The organism is Desulfomicrobium escambiense DSM 10707 (assembly GCF_000428825.1).
Lineage (GTDB): Bacteria > Desulfobacterota > Desulfovibrionia > Desulfovibrionales > Desulfomicrobiaceae > Desulfomicrobium > Desulfomicrobium escambiense.
Map to the genome: position 1 here is coordinate 297,001 of NZ_AUAR01000002.1, position 25,998 is coordinate 322,998.

22 protein-coding genes are annotated in these 25,998 nt (G+C 64.7%); 13 read left to right on the top strand and 9 right to left on the bottom strand.

The features are described 5' to 3' along the window. The first annotated feature begins 11 nt into the window (after nucleotides 1-11). From qmoC to G394_RS0103160, 3 genes are all read left to right on the top strand, one after another. Complete coding sequence (gene qmoC, locus G394_RS0103150; RefSeq protein WP_028576415.1) at nucleotides 12-1,238, top strand: quinone-interacting membrane-bound oxidoreductase complex subunit QmoC; 1,227 nt, start codon at nucleotides 12-14, stop codon at nucleotides 1,236-1,238. A 15-nt stretch (nucleotides 1,239-1,253) separates the two neighbouring features. Next, nucleotides 1,254-1,928, top strand: a complete 675-nt coding sequence (locus tag G394_RS0103155) for a coiled-coil domain-containing protein (protein ID WP_028576416.1) — start codon at nucleotides 1,254-1,256, stop codon at nucleotides 1,926-1,928. Between the two features lie 139 nt (nucleotides 1,929-2,067). Continuing rightward, the gene (locus G394_RS0103160; RefSeq protein WP_028576417.1) at nucleotides 2,068-2,529 is read left to right on the top strand and encodes an EVE domain-containing protein; all 462 of its coding nucleotides are present in this window, start codon (nucleotides 2,068-2,070) and stop codon (nucleotides 2,527-2,529) included. Nucleotides 2,530-2,686: 157 nt separating this feature from the next. Here G394_RS0103160 and G394_RS0103165 read toward each other — a convergent pair whose 3' ends face one another. The 7 genes from G394_RS0103165 to G394_RS0103195 form a co-directional block, all read right to left on the bottom strand. Beyond that, nucleotides 2,687-3,400 carry an ABC transporter ATP-binding protein gene (locus G394_RS0103165; RefSeq protein WP_028576418.1) on the bottom strand — a complete coding sequence of 238 codons (714 nt, stop codon included), beginning with the start codon at nucleotides 3,398-3,400 and terminating at the stop codon, nucleotides 2,687-2,689. A 10-nt stretch (nucleotides 3,401-3,410) separates the two neighbouring features. After that, nucleotides 3,411-4,175 (bottom strand): ABC transporter ATP-binding protein, encoded by a 765-nt coding sequence (locus tag G394_RS0103170; protein WP_028576419.1) that lies wholly within the window; start codon nucleotides 4,173-4,175, stop codon nucleotides 3,411-3,413. Beyond that, on the bottom strand, nucleotides 4,172-5,128 hold the full coding sequence (locus tag G394_RS0103175) for a branched-chain amino acid ABC transporter permease (RefSeq protein ID WP_028576420.1): 957 nt from the start codon (nucleotides 5,126-5,128) through the stop codon (nucleotides 4,172-4,174). Before G394_RS0103175 ends, G394_RS0103170 begins: the two co-directional genes overlap by 4 nt. Beyond that, nucleotides 5,125-6,030, bottom strand: a complete 906-nt coding sequence (locus G394_RS0103180) for a branched-chain amino acid ABC transporter permease (RefSeq protein ID WP_028576421.1) — start codon at nucleotides 6,028-6,030, stop codon at nucleotides 5,125-5,127. The genes G394_RS0103175 and G394_RS0103180 overlap by 4 nt, the downstream gene beginning before the upstream one ends. Before the next feature lie 63 nt (nucleotides 6,031-6,093). Then, the gene (locus G394_RS0103185) at nucleotides 6,094-7,224 is read right to left on the bottom strand and encodes a branched-chain amino acid ABC transporter substrate-binding protein (RefSeq protein WP_028576422.1); all 1,131 of its coding nucleotides are present in this window, start codon (nucleotides 7,222-7,224) and stop codon (nucleotides 6,094-6,096) included. A gap of 445 nt (nucleotides 7,225-7,669) precedes the next feature. Then, nucleotides 7,670-10,675, bottom strand: a complete 3,006-nt coding sequence (gene pruA, locus G394_RS0103190; RefSeq protein WP_028576423.1) for an L-glutamate gamma-semialdehyde dehydrogenase — start codon at nucleotides 10,673-10,675, stop codon at nucleotides 7,670-7,672. 22 nt (nucleotides 10,676-10,697) lie between these two features. Continuing rightward, nucleotides 10,698-11,183: an Lrp/AsnC family transcriptional regulator gene (locus G394_RS0103195; RefSeq protein ID WP_028576424.1), complete on the bottom strand. Its 486-nt coding sequence runs from the start codon at nucleotides 11,181-11,183 to the stop codon at nucleotides 10,698-10,700. Nucleotides 11,184-11,646: 463 nt separating this feature from the next. Here G394_RS0103195 and carB point away from each other — a divergent pair, with 463 nt between their 5' ends. The 8 genes from carB (at nucleotide 11,647) to G394_RS17755 (ending at nucleotide 22,738) form a co-directional block, all read left to right on the top strand. Further along, nucleotides 11,647-14,895, top strand: a complete 3,249-nt coding sequence (gene carB / locus G394_RS0103200; RefSeq protein WP_028576425.1) for a carbamoyl-phosphate synthase large subunit — start codon at nucleotides 11,647-11,649, stop codon at nucleotides 14,893-14,895. 103 nt (nucleotides 14,896-14,998) lie between these two features. Next, complete coding sequence (gene purF / locus G394_RS0103205) at nucleotides 14,999-16,390, top strand: amidophosphoribosyltransferase (protein ID WP_028576426.1); 1,392 nt, start codon at nucleotides 14,999-15,001, stop codon at nucleotides 16,388-16,390. Then, nucleotides 16,391-17,386 (top strand): KpsF/GutQ family sugar-phosphate isomerase, encoded by a 996-nt coding sequence (locus G394_RS0103210; protein WP_028576427.1) that lies wholly within the window; start codon nucleotides 16,391-16,393, stop codon nucleotides 17,384-17,386. It abuts the gene before it with no gap. Nucleotides 17,387-17,422: 36 nt separating this feature from the next. Continuing rightward, entirely contained in the window at nucleotides 17,423-17,965 is a 543-nt protein-coding gene (locus G394_RS17745) for a YkgJ family cysteine cluster protein (protein ID WP_156902393.1), read from the top strand. Then, nucleotides 17,962-20,298 carry a penicillin-binding protein 1A gene (locus G394_RS0103220; RefSeq protein WP_043774561.1) on the top strand — a complete coding sequence of 779 codons (2,337 nt, stop codon included), beginning with the start codon at nucleotides 17,962-17,964 and terminating at the stop codon, nucleotides 20,296-20,298. Before G394_RS17745 ends, G394_RS0103220 begins: the two co-directional genes overlap by 4 nt. Before the next feature lie 67 nt (nucleotides 20,299-20,365). Beyond that, nucleotides 20,366-21,379: a nucleoside recognition domain-containing protein gene (locus tag G394_RS17750; RefSeq protein WP_043774563.1), complete on the top strand. Its 1,014-nt coding sequence runs from the start codon at nucleotides 20,366-20,368 to the stop codon at nucleotides 21,377-21,379. A 29-nt stretch (nucleotides 21,380-21,408) separates the two neighbouring features. Further along, nucleotides 21,409-22,464 (top strand): M24 family metallopeptidase, encoded by a 1,056-nt coding sequence (locus tag G394_RS0103230; protein ID WP_028576429.1) that lies wholly within the window; start codon nucleotides 21,409-21,411, stop codon nucleotides 22,462-22,464. A gap of 67 nt (nucleotides 22,465-22,531) precedes the next feature. Next, on the top strand, nucleotides 22,532-22,738 hold the full coding sequence (locus G394_RS17755) for a DUF4911 domain-containing protein (RefSeq protein WP_051306908.1): 207 nt from the start codon (nucleotides 22,532-22,534) through the stop codon (nucleotides 22,736-22,738). Here G394_RS17755 and G394_RS0103240 read toward each other — a convergent pair. Continuing rightward, complete coding sequence (locus G394_RS0103240) at nucleotides 22,730-23,545, bottom strand: TatD family hydrolase (RefSeq protein ID WP_028576430.1); 816 nt, start codon at nucleotides 23,543-23,545, stop codon at nucleotides 22,730-22,732. The genes G394_RS17755 and G394_RS0103240 overlap by 9 nt on opposite strands. After that, on the bottom strand, nucleotides 23,542-23,745 hold the full coding sequence (locus G394_RS0103245) for a Trm112 family protein (RefSeq protein WP_028576431.1): 204 nt from the start codon (nucleotides 23,743-23,745) through the stop codon (nucleotides 23,542-23,544). The genes G394_RS0103240 and G394_RS0103245 overlap by 4 nt, the downstream gene beginning before the upstream one ends. Before the next feature lie 122 nt (nucleotides 23,746-23,867). Between G394_RS0103245 and G394_RS0103250 the strand changes: the two genes are divergently transcribed. Together G394_RS0103250 and eno are read left to right on the top strand one after the other, a co-directional pair. Further along, nucleotides 23,868-24,701, top strand: coding sequence for a type III pantothenate kinase (locus G394_RS0103250; RefSeq protein ID WP_245578246.1), 834 nt, complete (start codon nucleotides 23,868-23,870; stop codon nucleotides 24,699-24,701). Beyond that, nucleotides 24,698-25,993 (top strand): phosphopyruvate hydratase, encoded by a 1,296-nt coding sequence (gene eno, locus G394_RS0103255; RefSeq protein WP_028576433.1) that lies wholly within the window; start codon nucleotides 24,698-24,700, stop codon nucleotides 25,991-25,993. Before G394_RS0103250 ends, eno begins: the two co-directional genes overlap by 4 nt. The last annotated feature ends 5 nt before the right edge of the window (nucleotides 25,994-25,998 follow it).

Sequence of the window (25,998 nt, forward strand, 5' to 3'; positions counted from 1 at the left end):
GAGGAGCATGTATGTCCAAAACAGTGAAAATCGAGCCTAATCTGCAGTTCGTCAAGGAACTGCAGGAGGTGGGTGGTGCGGACCTCAAGAAGTGCTACCAATGCGCGACCTGCTCTGTCACATGCCCCATGTCTCCCGCCGACAACCCGTATCCTCGCAAGGAAATGGTCTGGGCGCAGTGGGGTCTCAAGGACAAGCTCGTCAACGACATCGACATCTGGCTGTGCCACAACTGCGGCAACTGCTCCGAGCTGTGCCCCCGCGGCGCCAAGCCGGGCGATCTCATGTCGGCCCTGCGCAACATGGCGTACCGCAAGCTCGTCGCACCGACCATCATCGGCACTTGGATGAGTTCGCCCAAGCACCTGCCCATCCTGGCAGGCATCCCGGCCGCCCTCTTCGCCATCATCTGGATGATCCGGGCCGCCATGCTCGGGACATTCTTCCCGCTGACCGAAGACGGCAAGATCGTCTACGGGAACCTCTTCCCCGGTGACTTCACCATCGACCCGGTGTTCGTGCTGCTGTTCCTGTGCGTGTGTCTGTGCTTCGGCATGGGCATCAAGAACATGATCGACGGCTTCAAGGCCACGGTGGGACAGACCTTCGTCATCGGCTACAAGAAGCCGAGCCTGAAGGACGCCATCATCGATACCGTCAAGTACGACATCCTGCAGCACTCCAGGTTCAAGAACTGCGTGGACAGCCCAGCCGATGAAGAGCGCGTCAAGGGTCACCAGATCCTGTTTTACGGTTTCGTGGCGTGCGCCATCGTCACCACCATCGTGGCGGTGAGCCACTGGGGCGGCAAGGTCGTGCACTTCATCGCGCCTCTCGGGCATACGCCCATGCCCCTGTGGAGCCCGGTCAAGATCCTGGCCAACGTGGGCGCCGTCCTGCTGGTGACCGGCCTGACCCTGCTGACCCGTCGCCGCCTCAACGCGGACACCTCGAAATCCCGGTCGAACTACTATGACTGGTATCTGCTCGGCGTGATCTGGGTCGTGACCCTGACCGGCATCGGTTCGGAAGTGTTCCGACTGGCTGGCGTGGCCCCCCTGGCCTTCTTCACCTACTACGTGCACCTGGTCAGCATCTTCATGCTTATCGGGTACCTGCCCTGGTCCAAGCTGGGGCATCTGGTGTACCGTACCACGGCGCTCATTTACGCCCGGTACGTAGGTCGTTTGCCCATCGGCGAAAAGCTCATCGAAGACGATAAAATCTTTGTTATTTAATTAAAGGAGGACACCATGTCTGAAGCTCGCAAGATTTTTCCCATGGATACGTTTGTGGCCTATCTGAAGGGTGATGGCAGCGCCAATGTGGCCGAGATGCTCGGTTACCTGACCCAGAAGGACCTGGATGCCGATTCCGTGCCCTTCGCCGCAGCCCTGGCCAAGGCCTGGATTTACGAGCAGCACCCCGAGCTGACCAAGATGTCCAAGGGACAGGTGGTGGAGCTGGGCCAGTCCGTCTCCGTGGCCCCCATGCCCGTCAAGGCCAAGACCGAAGTGGACGAAGTGTTCGCCAAACTGGCCGACTACAAGGGTCAGATCAACGCCAAGGCCGCCAAGATCGATGAGCTGACCAAGGCTCTGGCCGCCAAGGACGCCGAAATCGCCGCCCTGGCCGCCAAGGTCAAGGAATTCGAAGGCCAGAAGAAGGGCGAAGCCGAAGCCCTGTTCGTGACCACCGAAGCCCGCATCGTCGAATTCACCGGCAAGCTCGAAGCCCTGCTGAAGGAAGTCGAGGAAGTGAAGAAGACCGGTGTCGTGGTTGCCGGCGTGGCCGGTGTCGCCGCTGCCGCCGGTGCAGCCGCTCCTGCCGCCGAAGGCGCCGCCGGCGCCCCGGCCGAAGCCGCTGCCGGAACCGATTTCGGCTTCTCCGGCGGTTCTCAGGATCCCTTCGCCGATTCCAACTGGTAGAATCGGGCCTGATATGCGCCTCAAAGGCTTCTCCCGTGCGCGGGGGAAGCCTTTTTTGTATCTGCGGCGCATGGCGGGGTGTTGCCGACCTTGCGCGATTCTGGGACAGTGCGGGAAATTTTCAGTGGGGGAGGCTGCGATGAAATACTGGCTCATGAAGACGGAACCGGGGTGCTTTTCCATCGACGATCTAGCGGCCCTGCCCGGCGGCACCACAAGCTGGGACGGGGTGCGCAACTACCAGGCGCGCAACTTCATGCGCGACGGCATGAGCGTGGGGGATCTGATCCTGTTTTACCACAGCGTGACGAACCCTTCGGTGGCCGGCGTCGCCAGGGTGGCCAGGGAGGCGTATCCGGACCACACGGCCTGGAATCCCGAGGACAGACACTTCGATCCCAAGTCCACGCCCGATAAGCCCCTCTGGTTCATGGTCGATGTGCAGTTCGTGGAGAAGTTTGCGAGCCCTGTCCCTCTGGCCGCGTTGCGCGGGGTCAAGGGCCTGGAGCGGATGGAGCTGCTGAAGAAGGGCTCGCGGCTGTCGGTCATGCCGGTCGCGCCGGAGGAGTTCGAGATCGTCTGCCGCCTGGGCAGGGAGTGAGGGCGCTGCGGTACACCGGTCCGGCGGTTCTCTGCAGACCCTTTCCGCCATGACGGATTCTGGGAGGAAAGGGGGATTGTGCGGACAGCGCGCAATGAAAAAGCCACGTCGGCGGAACCGGCGTGGCTTTCCTTTGTCCGCTCTGCGCTGAAAGGGGCTAGTGACCGCCGCCCAGGTAGGCCTTCTGGACCTGTTCGTTCTGGAGCAGGTTGGCGGCGGAGTCGGCCAGCACGATGTTGCCCACTTCCATGACGTAGCCGCGGTCGGCGAGCTTGAGGGCGGCCTTGGCGTTCTGCTCCACGAGGATGACCGTCACGCCGGATTTGTTGATCTCCCTGACCGTGTCGAAGATGGACTTGACCAGGATGGGCGCCAGACCCAGACTCGGTTCGTCCAGGAGCAGGATCTTGGGGTTGGCCATGAGCGCCCGGCCGATGGCCAGCATCTGCTGTTCGCCGCCGCTCAGGGTGCCGGCCAGCTGTCTGCGGCGTTCCTCCAGGCGCGGGAAGAGGGTGTAGATCCACTTCAGGCTCTTCTGGATGCGCTCGGTGTTGACCGAGGTGAAAGCCCCGAGCATGAGGTTCTCCTGCACCGTCAGGGTCGTGAAGACGCGCCGGCCTTCGGGGCTCTGGGTGATCTTGAGCTTGACGATCTCGTGGGCCGGGAGCTTGTGCAGGGCTGTGTCCTGGAAGAAGATCCCACCGCCGGTGATCTGCACCAGGCCGCTGATGGCGTTCAGGGTGGTGGACTTTCCGGCCCCGTTGGCGCCGAGGATGGTCACGATCTCGCCCTCGTTCACTTCGAGGTTGATGCCGTGCAGGGCTTCGACATTGCCGTAGTTGACGCGCAGATTTTCGATTTTGAGCAGCATGGCGGATACCTTATTCGGAGTCGGCGCCGAGATAGGCTTCGATGACCCGTGGATTGGACTGGATTTCAGCGGGGGTTCCGGAGGCGATCTTGGCCCCGTGCTCCAGCACCACCAGGGACGAGCAGACGCGCATGACCAGCCCCATGTCGTGTTCGATCAGGAGCACCGTGATGCCGCGGTCCTGGATGGCGCGGATGAGGCTGATGAGTTCCTGTGTCTCCTGGTCGTTCATGCCGCCGGCGGGTTCGTCGAGCACGATGAGCTTGGGCTTGGTGGCCAGGGCGCGGGCGATCTCCAGGAGACGCTGGTTGCCGTAGGACAGGTTCTTTGCCTTGTTCTGCCATTCCCTGGCCAGGCCCACGAATTCCAGTTCCGACATGGCCTGCCGCATGGCCTCTTCCTCTTCCCGGCGCTGTGCGGGCGTACGCAGCATGGCCGCGATGCACCCCGCGCGCATGCGGCAGTGGACTCCGGCCAGGACGTTCTCCAGAACCGTCATGTTCTGGAACAGGCGGATGGTCTGGAACGTGCGCGCGATGCCCTTTTCCACGATGGTGTGGGTGGGCAGTCCGACGAGGTTCTGACCGTCGAAGAGGACCGTGCCCGTGTTGGGCTGGTAGTTGCCTGTAATGAGGTTGAAGACCGTGGTCTTGCCCGCGCCGTTGGGGCCGATGAGGCCGACGATGCTGCCTTTCTCCACCTCGAAGGTGACGTCGTTCACGGCCATGAGGCCACCGAAGCTCTTGCTCAGGTTGTCGACGGACAGAAGGGTCACTGTGCACCTCCCGCGTGGAGCTTGGCCGCGATGTCGTACCGCTTGGGTCCGGGCGGCAGCAGGCCCTGGTTGCGGAAGATCATCATCAGGACCATGGCCGCGCCGAAGACGAGCATGCGATATTCGGCCAGGCCGCGGAAGACTTCGGGCAGCCCGACGAGCAGGAAGGACCCGAGGATGACGCCGGGGATGCTGCCCGAGCCGCCCAGGATGACGATGGTGAAGAGGATGACCGACTCGGCGAAGGAGAAGGACTCCGGCGCGATGATGGTCATCTTGGCCGCGTAGATGGTGCCGCACATGCCGGCCCAGACCGCGCCGATGATGAAGGCCACGAGCTTGTGGTGGGCCACGTTGATGCCGCTGCCGCCGGCCGCCACCTCGTCCTCCTTGATGTACAGGAGCGCCCGGCCGAAGCGCGAGTGCTCCAGACGCATGAGCAGGAAGATGGTCAGGGCGGCGAACCCCCAGATGAGGTAGAAGAAGTGGTCGGGCTTGGAAATCTTGAAGCCGAAGACCGAAGGGCGGCTGATGCCGAAGATGCCGTTGGCGCCGCCGGTGATGTCGAAGACGTTGTTGATGAGGGCGATGCGCACGATCTCGACGATGCCGATGGTCACGATGAGCAGGTAGTCGCCGCGCAGATGGATGATGGGCCGGGCCACGACCAGCGCGAACAGCCCCGCCATGACGCCGGCCAGGGGCATGAGCCAGAGCACGGGGACGCCGTACGTGGTGTTCAGGATGGCCGCGGTGTACGCGCCGATGGCGTAGAACGCGGCGTGTCCCATGTGGAAGAGCCCGCAGTGGCCGAGGATGACGTTGAGGCTCAGGGCCAGGATGGCGTACAGGCCGACGTTGTTGAAGACGTCCGTCCAGTAGGCGTTGAGGAAGAACGGGCACGTGGCCATGGCCGCGGCGAAGACGAGATAGAGGATTTTGCTCGATTTCATACTTTTTCAGCCACCCTTTCTCCAAGCAGGCCCGTTGGCCTGACGATGAGGATGAGGATCAGGACGCAGAAGGCGATTGCGTCCTTCCAGGCGATGGAGATGTAGGCCGCGCCCAGGGCTTCGATGACGCCCAGCAGCAGCCCGCCGACCATGGCTCCGGGGATGTTGCCGATGCCGCCGAGGATGGCGGCGGTGAAGGCCTTGAGGCCGTACATCCAGCCCATGCTGAAGTTGATCTGTCCGTAGTAGAGCCCGACCATGAGACCGGCCGCGCCGCCCAGGGCGGGGCCGATGCAGAAGACGAGCATGATCACGCGGTCCACATTGATGCCCATGAGCTTGGCCGCGCCCTGGTCGATGGCCGCGGCGCGGATGGCCGTGCCGATCTTGGTCTTCTGGATGAAGAAGTAGAGGGCCAGCATGAGCAGCAGGGACGTCAGGAACAGGATGATGCGCATGACCGGGATGTCCAGGCCCAGGATGTTGATGGCGGCCTTGGGCAGGATGTCGTGGGGGTAGACCAGAAATTTGGGGCTGTAGATGGCCATGATCGCGTTTTGAAAGAAGATGGACGCGCCCAGGGCCGAGACCACGGCCGACAGCCGCGGCGAATGCCGTAGGGGTTTGTAGGCCACCCGCTCGAGGATCGCGCCGATGATGGCCACCAGGATCATGACCATGACGGCCAGCAGGATCACCGCCGGGAGCGGCCCGATCTTGTCGAAGAGGCCGAGGGACACCAGCAGGGTCAGGCCGAGATAGGCGCCAATGGTGAAAAGGTCTCCGTGGGCGAAGTTGATGAGCTTCATGACCCCGTAGACCATGGTGTAGCCCAGGGCGATGAGGGCGTAGATGCCTCCGACCGCCAGACCGTTGGTCAGCTGCTGAAAAAATTCTTCCATGATGAACGCCAGGGCAATGTGTTGATGGAAAAGGGCTCCCCCGAACGGGGGAGCCCTTGGCGTTTACGGCTGCAGGACGAAGGCGCCGGCGGCGTCGACCTTGTACACGCGGTACAGGTCGCCCACGCGGTCGCCCTTATCGTTGAAGGAGATCTTGCCGGTCAGGCCGGAGAAATCCTTGAGCTGGGTCCTGAGGTAAGCGGCGAGCTTTTCGCCGGAGGTTTCCTTGGACTTGGCGATGGCTTCGACGATGACGCGGTAGGCGTCGCCGGCCAGCACGGCCCAGACGGAGCCGGGAGCGGTGCCGTACTTGGCCTTGTAGGCTTCCATGAAAGCCTTGGCTTCGGGGGTGTCGAGGTCGGCCGGCACGGGCGGGCTCAGGAACATGTAGCCGTCGGCAGCCTTGTTGCCGGCGATCTTGACGAGGTCGGGGTTGTTGGTGGCGTCGCCGCCGAGCATGGGCACGTTCCAGCCCATTTCCATCTTCTGGCGCAGCAGCATGCCGGCTTCGGGGTAGTAGCCGGTGAAGAAGACGACGTCGGGGGCGGCGGATTTGAGCTTGGTCAGGATGGCGTTGTAGTCGCGCTCGCCGGGGGTCAGGGCGTCGAAGAAGGCGATGGTCTTGCCTTCCTTTTCGAGCAGGGACTTGGCTTCGTCGGCCAGGCCCTTGGCGTAGGAGGTGTTGTCATGCAGGATGGCGATCTTGGAGTAGCCCAGGGCGCCCAGGGTCTTGGCGGCGACCATGCCCTGCTCGTCGTCGCGGGGGCAGGTACGGAAAAAGAGGGGCAGGTTCTTCTCGGACAGGCGGATAGCCGTGGAACCCGTGGCGACCTGCAGGATGCCGGATTCGGCGTAGATGTTCTGGGAGGCTTCGGTCACGGAGGAACCGTAGGTGCCGATGACGGAGGAAATTTCCTTGGTGGTCAGGCGGGTGGCTGCCAGGGCGGCCTGGCGCGGATCGCCGCCGTCGTCCTCGATGACGATCTCGACCTGGTCTCCGTTAATGCCTCCGGCCTTGTTGGTCTCGGCCGCGAGCAACTCGACGATCTGCTTCATGTCCTGGCCTTCGCTGGCCCAGGAGCCCGTCAGGGGACACATGAGGCCGATGCGGACGGTCTTCGCCCAGGCCGACCCCAGGGTCAGCGCCACGAGGGCCAGGGTCAGGAATCCAAGTGTGAACAACTTTTTCTTCATGCAGTCCTCCTTCAGGTTGCAGAGCCCTTGGGTCCGCGGACGGCGGACCGGTTTGGGTGAGATATGGAACCGGAGAATCCGGATTACCCCCTTTGGGAAAAACAAGGGACGGAAGCGGGAACGAAGGGATCAATATGCAAATTTTGTAAAAAATGACTACATGAGAACCGGTTGGAAATCAATTTCTTTCCAAAAAGAGAAAGGTGCTCGCCCAGGACGGAACTGCGTTGGCGAATATTCGAAGAAAATAGATTATGCGAAATTTTGTTCGAATACAACCGCTGGACAAGACCCCAATACGGATGATCGCGGATTTGCATCCCCCTGTGATGGGTGATTGTTCGGACCAAAGGTTTGTTGCGGCCTCTGGCGGGAACCGTGCGGACAAAAAAAAGGCTTGCCGGACAGGTGTCCGGCAAGCCGCGATGCGAAGCGATGACGCGCGTCAGATGATCCAGTCGTCGTCGGCCTCGATGGGGGCGAAGCCGCGGCGCATGGTGTTTTCGCAGACCACGCGGGGGTCCATGAACTGCAGCAGGTAGTCGGGGCCGCCGGCCTTGGAGCCGATGCCGGACATGTTGAAGCCGCCGAAGGGGTGGCGTTCGACCAGGGCGCCGGTGGAGCCGCGGTTCAGGTACAGGTTGCCGACGTTGAACTCGGCACGGGCGCGCTCAAGATGCCTGGGGCTGCGCGAGAAGACGGAGCCGGTCAGGGAGTAGCGGGTGGAGTTGGCCCACTCGAGGGCCTGGTCGAAGTTCTTGGCCTTCATGATCGAGAGGACCGGGCCGAAGACCTCCTCCTGGGCGATGCGGTGCTCGGGCGTGATGTCCTCGACGATGGTCAGGGGCACGTAGTAGCCGTTCGACGGCGCGGAGCTGGAAACCAGGAGCTTGCCCTCGCTCTTGGCGATCTCGATGTATTTGAGCACGTTGGCCTGGGCCTTGTCGTCGACCACCGGGCCCATGAAGTAGGTCGGGTCCTCGGCGGGCCCGATGGCCAGGGAGCGGGCGCCCTCCACCAGCCGTTCGATGAACTTGGCGTAGATGGGCTCGACCACGATGACGCGCGAGCAGGCCGAGCACTTCTGGCCCTGGAAGGCGAAGGCGGAGTGGAGCACTTCCCTGATGGCCTCGTCCAAGTCGGCGTCATCGTCGATGATGATGGCGTTCTTGCCGCCCAGTTCGGCGATGACCTTCTTGATCTGCTTCTGGCCGGGGTGGACCACCGAGGCCTTGTTGATGATGCGGTGCCCGACCTCCATGGAGCCGGTGAAGGCGATCAGGGAGATGTCGGGGTGCTCGACGAGGTAGTCGCCCATGACCGAGCCGCGGCCCGGCACGTAGTTGAACACGCCGTCGGGCAGGCCGGCCTTGCGGAAGATCTCGGACAGCGTGAAGCCGACCACCGAGGAAGGGCCGGCGGGCTTGTACAGCACCGGGTTGCCGGTCACGATGGCCGCCGCGCTCATGCCGCAGCTGATGGCCAGGGGGAAGTTCCAGGGCGCGATGACGGCCGCGATGCCTTTGGGCTGGTAGATGAGCTGGCTCATCTCGCCCGGGGCGCGGCCCATGCGCTGGGGTTTGCCGAGGCGGATCATTTCGCGGGCGTAGTATTCGAGGAAGTCGATGGCCTCGGCCACGTCGGCCTGGGCCTGGTCGTACTGCTTGCCGACCTCGAGGGTCTGCCAGGCCGACAGGGTGAAGATGTCCTTGCGGGCGACGTCGGCGGCCTTGTGCAGGAAGCTTGCGCGTTCCTCGGGGGACAGGGCCTTCCAGGCCGGGGCGGCCTTCTTGGCGGCCTCGATGGCCAAGTCGATCTCCTTGGTGGACGCCTGGCAGATGGTGCCGATGACTTCGCTCGGATTGGCCGGGTTGACCGAGGGCAGGGTGTCGGCGGTGCGCACTTCCTTGCCGCCGATGACCAGCGGGTACTCGCGGCCGAGCTGTGAGCGGACCTGGGTCACGGCGTCGATGAAGGCCTTGCGCACGGACTCCCTGGTGAAGTCGGCGAAGGGCTCGTTCTCGAAGCGGGGCAGGCCCTTGGCCTCGGCTTCCGCCTTGGGGGCGCGGCAGGCCTTTTCGCGTTCGGCCGTCTGGACCGGGTTTTCCAGCAGGCGGTCGACCTCGGCCTCCTCGGCGAAGGACTGGCGCAGGAAGGACTCGTTGGCCGTGTTCTCCAGCAGGCGGCGCACCAGATAGGCCATGCCGGGCAGCAGGTCGCCGTAGGGGGCGTAGAGGCGCACGCGCTTGGCCACGTTCAGCAGGCCTTTGCGCACGGGTTCGGCCATGCCGTAGAGCACCTGGAATTCATAGCGCTCCTCGGGCACGTTCAGCTCCCTGGCCGTTTCCATGATCGCGGAGATGGTGCGGATGTTGTGGGAGGCGCAGCCGAAGTGGCAGATGTCGTGGTTCTCCAGGATGACCCTGGCCTGGCGCTCGTAGGCCGCGTCGCTCTCGGCCTTGACGGTCCAGACCGGGATGTCCCAGCCGTTCTGCTTGGCGATGACGGTTTCGTAGTCCCAGTAGGCGCCCTTGACCAGGCGCACGGAAATGGGGAGCTTCTGGGCCCTGGCCCAGGCCAGGAGGTCGGCCAGGTCGCGGTCCGTGTCCTTGAGGTAGGCCTGCAGGACGATGCCCAGGTGTGGGTAGTCGCGGAACTCCTCGCTCGAACGCAGGCGGCGGTACACCTCAAGGGTGATGTCCTTGAACTTGTACTGCTCCATGTCGATGCGCATGAAGCCGTTCATCTCCTTCACCTTGCGCAGGATGGCGGCCAGGCGTTCCTGGATCCCGCGCACGGACCCTTCGAAATCCTTGGGCGAGGCCTGGGAGAAGAGGGCCGTGGGCTTGACCGAGATGTTGACCTTGGGGGCGTGTCCCCAGTCCAGTTCGCCCACGCCCAGGGCGGGCCAGGATGAGTGCTCCTTCTTCAGGGCGGCCAGGAGTTCCAGATATTCGTTCAGGTAGGCTTCGGACTCGATCTCGCTGACCGTGGCCTCACCCAGGATGTCCACGGTGAAGGCGAAGCCGTCCTTGCGGATCTTCTTCAGGTTCTTCATGGCGTCGGAGGTGTTCTCGCCGATGATGAACTGCTTGGCCATGCCCTCGATGTTGGAGCGGATTGTCTTGGCCATGAGGCCGGCGGCCAGCTTTCCGCCCAGGCCCGAGCCCATGGCGCCCGCTCCCCATTTGAGGACCTTGGGCACGTCCTGGTCGTCGCCGGCGAAGTACTCGTCGATGTGGCGGGTCAGGGAGTCGGAGGTGTTCAGATAGGGCAGGACGTCGACGAAGCGGAAAAGCTGAACCTTGAAGTTTTCGTTCTTCATGGACCAGTCCATGACCTTGCCGGTCCACCAGCCCTTGTTGAAGATGGAAGGCGCCTCGCCGGAAATGCTGGCGAAGAACTCCCTGCCGCGGTCGCGGATCTTTTTGTCCAAAGCTGAACTGTCCATTCCTCGTCTCCTGTACTGGGTGTTATTTTGTCGTTTTCTTGGGTTGCCTGCACTCGATGAACTGCAGCGACAGGGCCTGCGTTTCCTTCAGGGTATCGAGGACCAGCGTGGTGCGGCTGTCGCGCACCCCGGGGATCTCGCCGAACTTCTTCATGAGCAGGGCCAGGGTTTCGGTGCTGCTGACCCGCGCCTTGACGAGATAGTTGTACTCGCCCGCGGTCCAGTGCACTTCCTGCACCTCGTCGATCCCGGCCAGCTGGCGGCCTATCTCGGAACTGCCAACGGCGTCGGAGGTCTTGATCTGGATGAAGGTCGAGAGGGAAATCCCCAGGGCCTTGGGGTTCAGGCGGACCTCGTAGCCGGCGATGATGCCCTTCTGCTCCAGCTTCTTGACGCGTTCGAGAACGCCCGACGGCGCCATGCCGATCTGGCGGGCCAGCTCGGCGTTGGTGATCTTCCCGTTTTCTTGAAGGATGTTCAGGATCTGGATGTCTGTGCTGTCTAACATGGTCGGTTGTCTCTCTTTTTGGGAATATAATTCTTTGAATGATCTTCGTCAATGAAGATTGCCATTATTGGGAAAGAACCGGTTTGCACGCGTGTCCAAAGCCGGCCGGGCTTTCTGTGGCACATGCCATGGACGGGCGGATATGAATATCATTCGGATGATTGGTCAAGAAAAAGAATTATGATGAAAATATGATGTAATCAGATGGCCTGGATTACATTATCGTCACAAAAATTCGCCCAGCTTCGGATTTTGTCAAACGTGCCCGAACAGTGAGGAATCCTGCGTCGCGGCGTCCTGGCGTCGGCGCGGGTTGGGCAGGATTTTGCAAGAACGCAGTGTTTGACCTTCCCGAACTCTGTGTTTAGTGTACTGGGGCCTCATCGGTGCGGGCATGACGGCGGTAGCCCCGCCCGCGCTTGTGACGGGATTCCTTCACATATAACCCACCCACACATCATCCATGCCCAAGAGAACAGATCTCAAGAAGATAATGCTCATCGGCTCGGGCCCCATCGTCATCGGACAGGCCTGCGAGTTCGACTATTCCGGCACCCAGGCCTTGAAGGCCCTCAAGGAAGAGGGATACGAGGTGATCCTGGTCAACTCCAACCCGGCGACGATCATGACCGATCCGAACCTGGCCGACCGGACCTACATCGAACCCATCGAGCCCGAGACCGTGGCCCGCATCATTGAAAAGGAGCGTCCCTGCGCCCTCCTGCCGACCCTTGGCGGCCAGACCGGCCTGAACACGGCGGTGGCCGTGGCCGAGAACGGGGTCCTGGAGAAGTACGGCGTGGAGCTCATCGGCGCGTCCCTGCCGGCCATCAAGAAGGCCGAGAGCCGCCAGCTCTTCCGCAAGGCCATGGAGAAGATCGGCCTGAAGGTGCCCAAAAGCGGCATCGCCCGCTCCCTGGACGACGTGCGCGAGTGGGGCGAGAAGCTCAAGTTCCCCATCATCGTGCGCCCCGCCTTCACCCTGGGCGGCACGGGCGGCGGCGTGGCCTACAACAAGGAAGACCTGGAGCGCATCGCCCAGCAGGGCTTGGCCGCCAGTCTGACCACGGAGGTCATGCTCGAGGAGTCGCTTCTGGGCTGGAAGGAGTACGAGCTCGAAGTCGTGCGCGACAAGAAGGACAACTGCGTCATCATCTGCTCCATCGAGAACCTGGACCCCATGGGCGTGCACACCGGCGACTCCGTCACCGTGGCCCCAGCCCAGACCCTGACCGACGACGAGTACCAGAAGATGCGCGACGCCTCCCTGGCCATCATGCGCGAGATCGGCGTGGAGACGGGCGGCTCCAACGTGCAGTTCGCCCTCAACCCGGCCAACGGCGACATGATGATCATCGAGATGAACCCGCGCGTGTCGCGGTCCTCGGCCCTGGCTTCCAAGGCCACGGGTTTCCCCATCGCCAAGATCGCGGCCAAGCTGGCCATCGGCTACACCCTCGACGAGCTGCAGAACGACATCACCCGCGAGACCATCGCCGCCTTCGAGCCGACCATCGACTACGTGGTCATCAAGATCCCGCGCTTCACCTTCGAGAAGTTCCCCGGCGCCGAGGACTACCTGACCACGGCCATGAAGAGCGTGGGCGAGACCATGGCCATCGGCCGGACCTTCAAGGAAGCCCTGCAGAAGGGGCTGCGGTCCCTGGAGATCGGCTACCCCGGCCTGGGCAAGAATTTCGACGGCCGCCTCCCCGACACCGAGGAGATCCTGGCCGGGCTGCGCAAGCCCAACTCGCGCCGCCTGTTCCAGATCCGCCAGGCCCTGCTGGCCGGGCTGACCGAGGAGGACATCTTCGAGGCCTCGGCCATCGATCCCTGGTTCATCCGCCAGTTCAAGGACATCGTGGACTTCGAGGCCGTGCTCAAGAACGTCGGCCTGCAGGGCAACCTGACCGTGGACAACCCCGAGTTCGTCAGCGTCCTGCGCCAGGCCAAGGCCATGGGCTTCTCGGACCGGCAGTTGGCCACCCTCTGGAAGCGCGGCGAGATCGACATCCGCAACATGCGCAAGGAGGCCGGCATTCTGCCGACCTACAAGCTCGTGGACACCTGCGCCGCTGAGTTCGAGGCCTACACCCCATACTACTATTCCACCTACGAGACCGAGAACGAGGCCCGCGTTTCCGACAAGCGCAAGGTCGTCATCCTCGGCGGCGGCCCCAACCGCATCGGCCAGGGCATCGAGTTCGACTACTGCTGCGTGCACGCCTCCTACGCCCTGCGCGAGATGGGCATCGAGTCCATCATGGTCAACTCCAACCCCGAGACCGTGTCCACGGACTACGACACCTCCGACCGCCTCTATTTCGAGCCCCTGACCCGCGAGGACGTGCTGGCCATCATCGAGCAGGAGAAGCCCGAGGGCGTCATCGTCCAGTTCGGCGGCCAGACCCCGCTGAACCTGGCCGTGCCGCTTCTGCGCGAGGGCGTGCCGATCCTGGGCACCTCCCCCGACTCCATCGACCGCGCCGAAGACCGCGAGCGCTTCCAGGCCCTCCTGAAGAAGCTCGACCTGCTGCAGCCCAACAACGGGACGGCCATGAGCGTGGACGAGGCCCTGGTCGTGGCCGTGCGCATCGGCTACCCCGTGGTGGTGCGGCCCTCCTACGTCCTGGGCGGCCGGGCCATGGACATCGTCTATGACGACAAGTCCCTGCGCGAGTATTTCGACAGGCACGTGACCGTGGCTCCCGAACACCCCATCCTCATCGACAAGTTCCTGGAGAACGCCATCGAGATCGACGTCGATGCCCTGAGTGACGGTGAGGACACCTATGTGGCCGGCATCATGGAACACATCGAGGAGGCCGGCATCCACTCCGGCGACTCGGCCTGCGTGCTGCCCCCGCACACCGTGGGCAAGATGTGGATTCAGGAGATCGAGCGTCAGACCAAGGCCCTGGCCAAGGAACTGGGCGTGGTGGGCCTCATGAACATTCAGTTCGCCCTCAAGGACGAGCAGGTCTACATCCTGGAAGTGAACCCCCGCGCCTCGCGCACCTCGCCCTTCGTCTCCAAGGCCACGGGCGTGCCCCTGGCCAAGCTGGCCACGCGGGTCATGATGGGCGAGAAGCTCCGCGACCTGAAGCCCTGGGACATGCGCAAGGGCGGTTACTATGCCGTCAAGGAGGCCGTGCTGCCCTTCAACCGCTTCCCCGGCGTGGACGCCCTGCTCGGGCCCGAGATGCGCTCCACCGGCGAAGTCATGGGCGTGGACCCGTCCTTCGGCCTGGCCTTCATGAAGGCCCAGCTGGCGGCCGGGCAGTTCCTGCCCGCCTCGGGGTGCGTGTTCATCTCGGTCAACGACCACGACAAGAACGGCATCGTCATCCCGGCCAAGACCTTCCAGAAGCTCGGCTTCACCATCATGTCCACGCGGGGCACGGCCGCCTTCCTGGCCGGGCACGGCGTGGAGTGCCAGGTGGTCAACAAGGTCTACGAGGGGCGGCCAAACGTCATCGACCACATCAAGAACGGGGACATCCAGCTGGTCATCAACACGTCGTCGGGCAAGCGCACCAAGGAGGACTCCTCCGAGCTCAGGCGGACCACGGTCATGTACGGCCTGCCCTACACGACCAACCTGGCGGCGGCCAAGGCCCTGGCCATGGCCATCAAGGAACGCAGCTCCTCAGGTCTGGACGTGAAATGCCTGCAGGAATACTACCGGGAACCCGGTCGCGACTACTAGCCCAGGGGTGCCCGGGACCACGGATTTTGGTACAAAGCTCAGGGCCTTCGGCGGTCCTGGGCTTTTGCACATTCAGGAACACCTACACGGAACGTGAAACGATATGAAAAAGGAAGCTTGCGGATTATTTGGAATTTACGGTCATCCCGAAGCGGCGCGCATGACGTATTTCGGCCTCTACGCCCTGCAGCACCGCGGTCAGGAAAGCGCCGGCATCATCACCTGGGACGGCCAGACCATCCGTGAGCAGCGCGGCATGGGCCTGGTCGCGGACGTGTTCCAGGAGCGCCACCTGGGCCACCAGCTCAAGGGCAACGTGGCCATGGGGCACATCCGCTACTCGACCACGGGCGCCTCGCTGATCCGCAACGCCCAGCCCTTCAAGGTCACCTACAAGGGCATGAATCTGGCCCTGGCCCACAACGGCAACCTGGTCAACACCATCTCCCTGCGCGAGGAACTGGAAAACCAGGGCACCATCTTTCAGACCACCATGGACAGCGAGGTCATCATGCACCTCGTGGCCAAGTACATGAACGGCGGCACCCCCGAGGAAGCCATCGCCAAGGCCTGCAGCCGCATCAAGGGCTCCTACAGCCTGCTCTTCATGGTCAACCAGAAGCTCATCGCTGTGCGCGACCCGTGGGGGTTCAGGCCCTTGTCGCTGGGCCGGGTCGGCGACGCCTACGTACTGGCCTCGGAAACCTGCGCCTTCGATCTGCTGGAGGCCGAGTACCTGCGCTGTCTCGACCCGGGCGAGATGCTCGTCATCGAGGACGGGCGCATGATCTCGCACCGCTTCATGGAGCCGGCCGACAGGCAGAGTTCCTGCATCTTCGAGCTCATCTACTTCGCCCGGCCCGATTCCCTGGTCTTCGACCAGGAAGTCTACAACGCGCGCAAGAGCATGGGCAAGATCCTGGCCCAGGAGTGTCCGGCCGACGCCGATTTCGTCATGCCGTTCCCCGACTCGGGCGTGTACGCGGCCGTGGGCTACGCCCAGCAGTCGGGCCTGCCCTTCGAGGCCTGCATGATCCGCAACCACTACGTAGGGCGGACCTTCATCCAGCCGACCCAGGGCATGCGCGACTTTTCGGTCCGCGTGAAGCTCAATCCCGTCAAGTCCATGATCAAGGGCAAGCGCGTGGTCATCGTCGAGGACTCCATCGTGCGCGGCACGACCATCCGCACCCGCGTCAAGCAGCTCAGGGAGCTGGGGGCCAAGGAGATCCACATGCGCGTCAGCTGTCCGCCCATCCGCTACCCCTGCTACTACGGCATCGACTTCTCCTCCAAGGGCGAGCTCATCGCGGCCAACCATTCCGTGGCCGACATAGGCCGCTACCTGGGTCTGGACAGCCTGCACTACATCACCATCGGCGGCCTGCTGAAGGCTGTGCGCGCCCCGGAAAACTTCTGCCTGGCCTGCTTCAACGGCGCCTACCCCGTGCTGCCCGACGAGGGCATGGGCAAGCTGTCCCTGGAGTGCTGCTAGATGGCCGGTGAAGGGATGGGCGGAAACTGGCTGGACAAGGCCCGCGAGGTTCTGGACATCGAGGCCCGGGGCCTGCGCGCCGTGCGCGACAGGCTGGATGGTTCCTTTGTCCGCGCCCTGGAGCTCATGGCCGGCTGTACCGGCCGTGTCGTGATCACGGGCCTGGGCAAGTCCGGCCTGGTGGGCCGTAAGATCGCGGCGACGCTGAGTAGCACGGGTACCCCGTCCTTTTTCCTGCACCCGGTGGAGGGGGCCCACGGCGACCTGGGCATGATCCGTCGCGAGGACGTCATCGTGGCCATCTCCAACTCCGGCGAGACGGACGAACTGAACAACATCCTGCCGAGCCTCAAGTCCCTGGCTGGCGCCGTCATTTCCTTGACCGGGGGCGTGAACTCGACCATGGCCGGCCTGTCCGACGTGGTCATCGACACGTCGGTGCCCTGCGAGGCCTGTCCCCTGGGCGTGGCCCCAACGGCCAGCACTACGGCCACCCTGGCCGTCGGCGACGCCCTGGCCGTCTGCCTCATCGAGTGGAAGTCCTTCGCCCTGGACGATTTTCGGCGCTTCCACCCCGGCGGGGCCTTGGGCCAGCGTCTGACCCAGCGTGTGGAGGAACTCATGCGTTCCTCGCAGCTGCCGGTCACGCCGAGCGGGGCTTCCCTGGGCCAGGCTCTGGAGGTCCTCAACGCCGGCAAGCTCGGCTGCGTCTGCGTGCTGGACCGCGAGGGGCGCCTCCTGGGGCTCTTGACCGACGGCGACGTGCGCCGCCTGGTCTGCGCCGGCCGTCTGGATCTGGACGTCGCCGTGGACTCGGTCATGACCGCCGGTCCCCTGCACGCCACCCCCGGGCAGAAGGCCGCCGAGGTCCTCGACATCATGGAATCCCGCGCCATCACGGTTCTGCCCGTGGTCGGCGCGGACCGGACCCTGGCCGGCATGGTGCACATGCATGATGTCCTCGGCAAGGGCCGGGTCAAGTTCTCCAGGTCCTGACCGTACCGGGCCGCATCACATTTTTTCCCGAGAATCATGAACGATACGCCAACCATACACCCGGATGTCTGCCGCCGTTGCGCGGCAGTGGGGCGCACCTGCTGCGCCGTTTCCAGCGGGGACGAGGAATACTGCTTCCCCGTCTCCACGGCCGAGATGACCGCCATCAGAGGCGCTGGCGAAGGCGCGGAATGCTTCGTGCTCGCCGCCAACACGCCCGGCTTCGTGGAGCAGCTGGCCGTGCTCCTCCCGGATTGCGACATCGGGAAGGCCTTCCCGCTCCAGGGCTCCCACTGGAGGCTGGCCACCACCGCCGAGGGCCGATGCGTCTTTCTGGGCGAGAACGGTTGCCGGTTGGAGCGCAGCGTGCGGCCCTTCTATTGTCGTCTTTTTCCCCTGTGGCATTTCGAGGGCCGGCTGACCTGGTTCACGGCCGAAGAGTGCCTGGCCAACAGGGAATGTTCCTCTCTCTCTTCGATGCTCGGCGCCATGGGCACCGACAGCGCCGAAGCCAGGGCCCTGCATCGCGAGATGTGCGCGAAGCTTGGGCTTGAATGCAGTTCAAAGGTGAAATCATGAAAATTCTGAAGATATTTCTGGTTCTGGCAGTCCTGGGCGCCTTGCTGGCGGGCGGAGCTGGCGTGGGCCTGTACTACTGGGCCCAGGAGGATCTGCCCGGGTTCACGAAGCTGAGCGACTATTCCCCGGCGCTGGCTACCACGGTCAGGGCCAGGGACGGGCGGATTCTGGGCTATTTCTATCGCGAGAAGCGTTTTCTCATCCCGCTGTCCATGATGAGCCCCATCACGGTCAAGGCTTTCCTGGCCGCCGAGGACTCGGGGTTTTACCAGCACGAGGGCGTGGATCTGCCGGGCATTTTCCGGGCCGCGGTCAAGAACCTTGTGGCCGGGGGCATCGTCCAGGGCGGCAGCACCATCACCCAGCAGGTCATCAAGTCCATGCTGCTCACGCCGGAACGCAGCTACGAGCGCAAGATCAAGGAGATCATCCTGGCCTACCGCCTGGAGAAATACCTGAGCAAGGACGAGATCCTGACCATCTACCTCAACCAGATCTACCTCGGGGCCAAGGCCTACGGCGTGGAGGCTGCGGCCAGGGAGTACTTCGGCGTGAACGCCTCCCAGCTGACCCTGGCCCAGGCGGCCCTGCTGGCCGGCCTGCCCAAGGCCCCGTCGCGCTACTCGCCCTACGGCAACCCCGAGCGGGCCAGGGAGCGGCAGCTCTATGTCCTCTCCCGCCTGCGGGAACTGGGCTGGGTCGATCAGGCCGCGTACGAGGCCGCCGTCAACGAGCCGCTGGTCTACGGCGCCCAGGAGGACCCGTCCTGGAAGGTCGGACCGTACTACCTGGAGGAAGTCCGCCGCCAGCTCGTCGAGATGTACGGCGAGGACAAGGTCTACGCCGGCGGCTTGCAGGTCCGTACGGCCATGGACATGGACCATCAGGTCGTCGCCGACCAGGCCCTGCGCGAGGGCCTGCGCGAAACCTCCAAGCGCCACGGCTGGCAGGGGCCCGTCACGACCATCGAGCCGGGCGGTTACGAGGAATTTCTGCGCGGCCAGAACATCGGCGACCTCAAGGTCGGGGACCGGACTCAGGTCCTGGTGACCGGCGTGGAAAAGGTCGGAGCCAAGGTGCGCTTCGGCGGTCATACCGGCGTGCTGCCCGTGTCCACCATGTCTTGGGCCAGGCGGCCCAACCCCAAACTCGCCCCCGAGGAGGCGGGCAAGGTGGGCGACGCGGGCAAGGTGGTCAGGCTCGGTGACGTGGTTTGGGCCGTCGTGAACGCAACGGGCAAGGACAAGCCCTGGCAGCTTTCCCTGGACCAGGAGCCCAAGGTCGAGGGCGCCCTGGTGTCCATGGACCCGCGTTCGGGAGAGGTCCTGGCCCTGTGCGGCGGCTACGATTTCTTCCGCAGCCAGTTCAACCGTGCCACCCAGGCCCTGCGCCAGCCCGGCTCGGCTTTCAAGCCCATCGTCTACTCGGCGGCCCTGGACAACGGCTACACCGCGGCCAGCATCGTCCTCGACGCCCCCATCGTCTTCGAGGACGGCAGCGGCGAGACGTGGAAGCCCGAGAATTTCGAAGGCATCTTCTACGGTCCCACGCTGCTGCGCACGGCCCTGGTCAAGTCCCGCAACCTGGTGACCATCCGCGTGGCCCAGGACATCGGCATCGGCAAGATCATCGAGCGCGGCAAGGCCATGGGCCTGACGGGCATCATGGAGCCCAATCTGTCCCTAGCCCTGGGATCCGGCCAGTTCTCTCCCCTCAACATGTGCGAGGCCTACTCGGCCTTCGCCAGAGGCGGCACGTCCATCAAGCCCCGTTTCATCGAGAACGTGGTCTCGCCCTGGGGCGAGCAGCTCTACTCCTCGACGCCGGAGACGAGGGAGGCCATGTCGCCGGAAACCGCCTACGTCGTGACCAACCTGTTGCAGCAGGTCGTCCAGGAGGGCACCGGCGCCCGGGCCAAGTCCTTGGGTCGGCCCGTGGCCGGCAAGACCGGCACCACCAACGATGAACAGGACGCCTGGTTCATGGGCTTCTCCCCATACCTGCTGACCGGCGTCTGGGTCGGCTACGACCAGGTCAGGCCCATGGGCAAGTTCGAGACCGGGGCCCGGGCCGCACTGCCCATCTGGATCGATTACCGCGCCAAGGTCGAGCCGGGATATCCCGTGGAGAACTTCACGGTGCCTCCGGGCATCGTCATGGCCCGTGTGGACGCGCGCACCGGACGGCTGGCCGGGCCGGACGCGGCCGAGGCGTACATGCTGCCCTTCGTCAACGGCACGGAGCCGACCATGACCGCCATGCCGGATGAACTCGACGCGGCGCCGGGCTCCTCCAACGCCGGCGGGGAAAGCCTGCTCAAGCAGATATTCTAGACGGCTGCGGCTTTGGTCCGCTCGGGACCGGGGCCGCAACCGCAATCTCCATTCAGACGGGAAGAGCATGCACCTCCTCGAAGAAGCCAAGGCCGTGCTGCGGCGTTCGGTCAGCATCAGCCTCGAACTCTACAAGATCATGATCCCCATCGTGATCGCGGTCAAAATTCTGCAGGAACTGGGCCTCATCGCCTGGCTGGCGCTGCCGCTGGCGCCCGTCATGCACCTGGTCGGCCTGCCCGGCGAGATGGGGCTGGTCTGGGCCACGGCCATGATCAACAACATCTACAGCGGCATGATCGTCTTCGTCTCCCTGGCCGGGCAGCACGAGCTGAGCGTGGCCCAGGTCACGGTGCTGTGCACCATGATACTGGTGGCCCACTCCATGCCCGTGGAACTGCAGATCGTGCGCAAATCGGGCCCCAGGATCGGCTTCCAGGCGCTGCTGCGCATCGGCGGGGCCCTGGTCCTCGGTTTCATCCTGGCTCGCGTCTATGCGTGGGGCGGATGGCTGCAGGAGCCGAACGTGCTCATGTGGCGGCCCGAGCCCGAGAGCGCCAGCCTCGTGGTCTGGTCCGTGGACCAGGTCCGCAACCTGGCCATGGTCTTCGTCATCATCACGGCCCTCAACGCCTTCATGCGGGTGCTGACGGCCGTGGGCCTGACGGCCCTGTGCGTGCGGCTGCTCTCCCCGGTCCTGCGGCTGCTGGGCATCGGGCCCGAGGCCGGGACCCTGACCATCGTCGGTATGGTCATGGGCCTGTCCTACGGCGGGGGCATGATCATGCACGAGGCCCACTCGGGCAAGGTGCCGCCCAAGGACATCTTCTCCTCCTTGAGCCTGATGAGCCTGTCGCACTCGGTCTTCGAGGACACCTTCCTCATGGCCGTCCTCGGCGGGCACTCGTCGGGCCTGCTGGCGGGGCGTGTCGTCTTCACGCTGATCGTCGTGGCCCTGCTCGTGCGCGTGGTGAATCGGCTGGGGGACGAGTTTTTCTACAGGCGGCTGTTCAAGCCCGTGGAGGTCTACACCCAGCCTGGGCCCTGCTGTCCGGGCGCGCCGACGGCGGACAGGCCGTGACGGCGGCGGATTTTTCCCAAGGAGAGGACATGTCGCAACGCATCGACGCGCTCAAGGAACTCATGCGGCGGCAGGGCGTCGGCGCCCTGCTCGTCATCCACCCGGCCAACCGGTTCTACCTGTCCGGCTTCGAGTTGCACGACGGGCAGTGCAACGAAAGTTCGGGCTGCCTGCTGCTGCGCACGGACGGCCCGGACTGGCTGTTGACAGACGCCCGCTTCACCGTGGAGGCCTGGCGGCACTGGCCCGAGGAGCATGTGCACGTCTACGGCTCTCCGCGGGTGGAGAAGATCGCGGAGTTCGTGAAGAGCCTCGGGGTGCGCGAGCTTTGGGTCGAGACCCACGCCATGTGCGCCGAGACGTATCTGGAGCTGGGGAAATCCCTGGAGCTGCGCACCGCCCCGCGCCTGGTCGAGGAACTGCGCACGGTCAAGGACGAAGGGGAGCTGGCTGCGCTGCGGGCGTCCTGCGCCCTGAACCACCGCGTCTACGAAGCGCTTGAATCGGCTTTGGCGCCCGGCATGACCGAGCGGGACGTGGCCTGGATGCTGGAGCGGCTTTTCCGGGATGGCGGGGCCGAGGCCCTGAGCTTCGCGCCCATCGTCGGTTTCGGCCCCAACGGGGCCCTGCCCCATGCCACGCCGGGCGAGGCCCGTCTGCAGCCCGAGACGCCGGTGCTCATCGACATGGGCGGGCGCCTCGGCGGCTACTGCTCGGACCAGACCCGCACCTGGTGGGTCGGCCAGCGACCCTCGGACGAGTTCCGGCGCACCCTGAACCTGGTCCGCGAGGCCCAGGGCCTGGCCATCGCCAGGGTTGCGCCCGGCGTGTCTACGGACGAGCTGCACGCCACGGCCAGGGAACATTTCGCGCGCCACGGCGTGGCGGACCGTTTCACCCACTCCCTGGGCCACGGCATCGGCCTGGAAACCCACGAGGCCCCCGGCGTCGGTCCCGTCCGGCCGACGATACTGCGGCCCGGCATGGTCATCACCGTCGAGCCCGGGCTCTACTACCCGTCCTGGGGCGGCGTGCGCTGGGAGCACATGGTGGTCGTGACCGAGGACGGCCATGAGGTGCTCTGACACGAGGGGCGGGCGCCGACGAAAGCCGCGCGACCGCGGCCTTCTTCCCCCCTGCACGCAGAGTCGGGTGCTGTACGCCGAGATCCCGCGCCGCCAGATCGCCCTCTACCGCTTCCTGCTCGAAGGCTACGACAACCTGGCCGTCATGAGCGTGGTGGACCGCTACCGCGCGGTCATCAAGCTGCGCTTTACGCCCGACGCGGAGCATTCCCTGCGCGGGATGCTCCTGGCCCAGGGCGCGAAGCTCGTCGAACCGCCGATTCTTTCAGATTAGGCCGAAAAATTCCCGCGCGTTGTCGCCGCAGCGCTGCCACAATTCCCGCACGTCCTCGCCGCGCAGGAGGGCGATCTCCCGGGCCGTGAAGCCGAGCAGGGCTGGTTCGTTGCGCTTGCCGCGCCAGGGTTCGGGGGAGAGGTAGGGGCAGTCGGTCTCAAGGAGCAGGCGGTCGGCGGGGATGGTCTTCACGGCCTCGCGCAGCTCCTGGGATCTGGCGTAGGTCACGGTGCCGGGCACGGAGACGTGCCAGCCCCGTTCAACGATGAGTCTGGCCCAGTCGGGCCCGAGGCCGAAGCAGTGCCACAGCAGCGGGCGTCCGCCGAAGCCCATGGAGTCGAGGGTGGCCAGGCAGTCGTCCTCGGCGTCGCGGCAGTGGATGACCACGCGCTGGTCCAGCTCCCTGGCCAGGGACAGCTGCCGGCGGAACCAGCGCTGCTGGTCCTCACGCGGCGAGAAGTCGTAATAGTAGTCCAGGCCGATCTCACCCACGGCGCGCAGTCTGGTGTCGGCCGTGAAGGCTTCGCGCATCCCGGCCAGGTCATCCTCCGTCATCTTGGCCGCGTCGTGGGGATGCACGCCGAGCAGGAAAAAGACGTCGGGGTGGCCCTCGAAGAGGCCGCGTCCTTCCCGGTAGGCCGCGGGGCCCAGGAAGACGTTGCCCACGGTGCGCACCCCGCAGGCCCTGGCGCGGGCCAGGACTTCGTCCACGTCGTAGTCCCGGCCGTCGAGGTGGGCGTGGCTGTCCGCGCCCACGGGCGGAAGGTTCAGGGTCTCGGGGAGCTCGCGTTCCCGCTTTTTGCTCACGCCTTGTTCTCGCGTACGCCCTGTTCCCATCTGGCCACGGGCACGGCTTCATCGATGAGCATGACCGGGATCTCCTCGCGCACGGGGTAGACGAGGCCGCAGGCGGCGCATTTGAGGCCTTCCTCGCGGTCCAGGAGTTCCAGACCGCCCTTGCATTTGGGGCAGGCCAGGATCTGCAGAAGTTCCTTGTTCAGAGCCATGTTTCCTCCGGTGTGCATGGTGTGATGATGGACACGGCCTTACCCCGATCGATACCGCGTTACAAGCGCGCAAACGCCACCCGGTTCTTGAGTTTTCGAACCAATGGGGTACAAACGCACCCATGATGCACGGCGCAAAGAATCCTTCCGCGGGACCTGTCCTGCTCTTCGACGTGGGCAACACCAACGTGAAGCTCTGCCTGGCCGACGAAAACGGCCTCGGCCGGACCTACTCCCTGCCCTCCACCAACCGCGAGACCGCGGATTCGCTGGGGCTGACCATCGCGGGCATCTGCGCCCGCGAGGGCGTGGCCGAGGGCGCGGTGCGGGCCTGGGTGCTGTCCTCGGTGGTGCCGCCTCTGAACGGCCTGCTCAAGGCGGCTTGCGGCAGCTACTTCACCTGTCCGGCCCTGTTCGTGCCCGGCGACATCGTCCTGCCCCTGGAAAACCGCTACGCCCGGCCGCAGGAGGTGGGCGCCGACCGGCTGCTCGGCGGCTTCGCGGCGCGGAAGCTCTTCGACGACCCGACCCTCATCGTCGTGGATTTCGGCACGGCCACCACCTTCGACTGCGTGCAGGGGAACGCCTACCTGGGCGGCCTCATCTGCCCCGGCGTGCTCAGCTCGGTCACGGCCCTGGGCACCCAGACCGCCAAGCTGCCGCAGATCAGCCTGGAACTGGACTCGGACGACCTGGACATCGGCACCAGCACGCGCCAAAGCCTCAACCACGGCGTGCTCTTCGGCTTCGCCTCCATGCTGGAGGGGCTGACCGCGCGGCTCAAGAAGCGCCTGAACGACCCGCACGCCCGCGTCGTGGCCACGGGGGGCTTCGCCCGCCAGCTGGCCGCCATCACCGACTGCATCGACGACCTGGCCCCGGACCTGCTCATGCAGGGACTGGCGGCCGCATATTTCCAGAAACATTCACCGGATACATCCAGGGAGCAATCATGAGCACCATCACAGGCATTTGGGCCAGGGAAATTCTCGACTCCAGAGGCAACCCCACCGTCGAGGTCGAGGTGACCCTCGAATCCGGGGCCACGGGCCGCGCCGCCGTGCCTTCGGGCGCCTCCACCGGCACCCGCGAGGCCCTCGAGCTGCGCGACGGCGATGCCGACCGCTACCTCGGCAAGGGCGTGGAGCAGGCCGTACGCAACGTCATGGAGGAGATCGCCTCCGAGGTCGTGGGCCTCGAAGCCATCCGCCAGGTGGAAGTGGACCAGGCCCTCATCGACCTGGACGGCACCGAGAACAAGTCCCGCCTGGGCGCCAACGCCATGCTCGGCGTGTCCATGGCCACGGCCAAGGCCGCGGCCGAGTTCCTGGGCCTGCCGCTCTACAAGTACATCGGCGGCATCAACGCCAAGGTCCTGCCCGCGCCCATGATGAACATCATCAACGGCGGGGCGCACGCGGCCAACAACCTGGATATCCAGGAGTTCATGATCATGCCCCTGGGCGCGGCCAGCTTCCGCGAGGCCCTGCGTATGGGCGCCGAGACCTTCCACTCCCTGAAGAAGATCCTGCACAAGGACGGCCTGGCCACCTCCGTGGGCGACGAGGGCGGCTTCGCGCCCAACTTCGCCAGCCACGAGCAGGCCTTCAAGTACATCATGAAGGCCATCGAGGAGGCCGGCTACGAGCCAGGCAGCCAGATCGCCCTGGCCATCGACGCGGCGGCCTCTGAGTTCTACAAGGACGGCAAGTACCACTTCGCCGGCGAGAACAAAATCCTGACCGCTCGCGAGCTGACCGACTACTACGCCGACCTGGCCGGCAAGTTCCCCATCGTGTCCATCGAGGACGGCCTGGCCGAGGCCGATTGGGACGGCTGGGAAGTGCTGTCCGACGTGCTGGGCGACCGGCTGCAGCTGGTCGGCGACGACATCTTCGTCACCAACCCCGCGCTTTTGGCTGACGGCATCATGCGCGGCGTGGGCAACTCCATCCTCATCAAGCTGAACCAGATCGGCACCCTGACCGAGACCATGGATTGCATCGAGATGGCCAAGGAGGCCTCCTACGCCACGGTCATCTCCCACCGTTCCGGCGAGACCGAGGACAGTTTCATCGCCGATCTGGCCGTGGCCGTGAACGCCGGGCAGATCAAGACCGGCTCCCTGTGCCGCTCGGACCGCATGGCCAAGTACAACCAGCTCCTGCGCATCGAGGAGGACCTCGACTCCCAGGGAGTGTACTTCGGACCGGCCATGGCCGCCAACTGGTTCGACGAGGAAGAGTAACCGAA

Bases quoted from the DNA above. Each gene is read 5' to 3' on its own strand.
- qmoC (WP_028576415.1), top strand. From the start codon at position 12: ATGTCCAAAACAGTGAAAATCGAGCCTAATCTGCAGTTCGTCAAGGAA.
- G394_RS0103155 (WP_028576416.1), top strand. From the start codon at position 1,254: ATGTCTGAAGCTCGCAAGATTTTTCCCATGGATACGTTTGTGGCCTAT.
- G394_RS0103160 (WP_028576417.1), top strand. From the start codon at position 2,068: ATGAAATACTGGCTCATGAAGACGGAACCGGGGTGCTTTTCCATCGAC.
- G394_RS0103165 (WP_028576418.1), bottom strand. From the start codon at position 3,400: ATGCTGCTCAAAATCGAAAATCTGCGCGTCAACTACGGCAATGTCGAA.
- G394_RS0103175 (WP_028576420.1), bottom strand. From the start codon at position 5,128: ATGAAATCGAGCAAAATCCTCTATCTCGTCTTCGCCGCGGCCATGGCC.
- G394_RS0103180 (WP_028576421.1), bottom strand. From the start codon at position 6,030: ATGGAAGAATTTTTTCAGCAGCTGACCAACGGTCTGGCGGTCGGAGGC.
- G394_RS0103185 (WP_028576422.1), bottom strand. From the start codon at position 7,224: ATGAAGAAAAAGTTGTTCACACTTGGATTCCTGACCCTGGCCCTCGTG.
- pruA (WP_028576423.1), bottom strand. From the start codon at position 10,675: ATGGACAGTTCAGCTTTGGACAAAAAGATCCGCGACCGCGGCAGGGAG.
- G394_RS0103195 (WP_028576424.1), bottom strand. From the start codon at position 11,183: ATGTTAGACAGCACAGACATCCAGATCCTGAACATCCTTCAAGAAAAC.
- carB (WP_028576425.1), top strand. From the start codon at position 11,647: ATGCCCAAGAGAACAGATCTCAAGAAGATAATGCTCATCGGCTCGGGC.
- purF (WP_028576426.1), top strand. From the start codon at position 14,999: ATGAAAAAGGAAGCTTGCGGATTATTTGGAATTTACGGTCATCCCGAA.
- G394_RS0103210 (WP_028576427.1), top strand. From the start codon at position 16,391: ATGGCCGGTGAAGGGATGGGCGGAAACTGGCTGGACAAGGCCCGCGAG.
- G394_RS17745 (WP_156902393.1), top strand. From the start codon at position 17,423: ATGAACGATACGCCAACCATACACCCGGATGTCTGCCGCCGTTGCGCG.
- G394_RS0103220 (WP_043774561.1), top strand. From the start codon at position 17,962: ATGAAAATTCTGAAGATATTTCTGGTTCTGGCAGTCCTGGGCGCCTTG.
- G394_RS17750 (WP_043774563.1), top strand. From the start codon at position 20,366: ATGCACCTCCTCGAAGAAGCCAAGGCCGTGCTGCGGCGTTCGGTCAGC.
- G394_RS0103230 (WP_028576429.1), top strand. From the start codon at position 21,409: ATGTCGCAACGCATCGACGCGCTCAAGGAACTCATGCGGCGGCAGGGC.
- G394_RS0103245 (WP_028576431.1), bottom strand. From the start codon at position 23,745: ATGGCTCTGAACAAGGAACTTCTGCAGATCCTGGCCTGCCCCAAATGC.
- G394_RS0103250 (WP_245578246.1), top strand. From the start codon at position 23,868: ATGATGCACGGCGCAAAGAATCCTTCCGCGGGACCTGTCCTGCTCTTC.
- eno (WP_028576433.1), top strand. From the start codon at position 24,698: ATGAGCACCATCACAGGCATTTGGGCCAGGGAAATTCTCGACTCCAGA.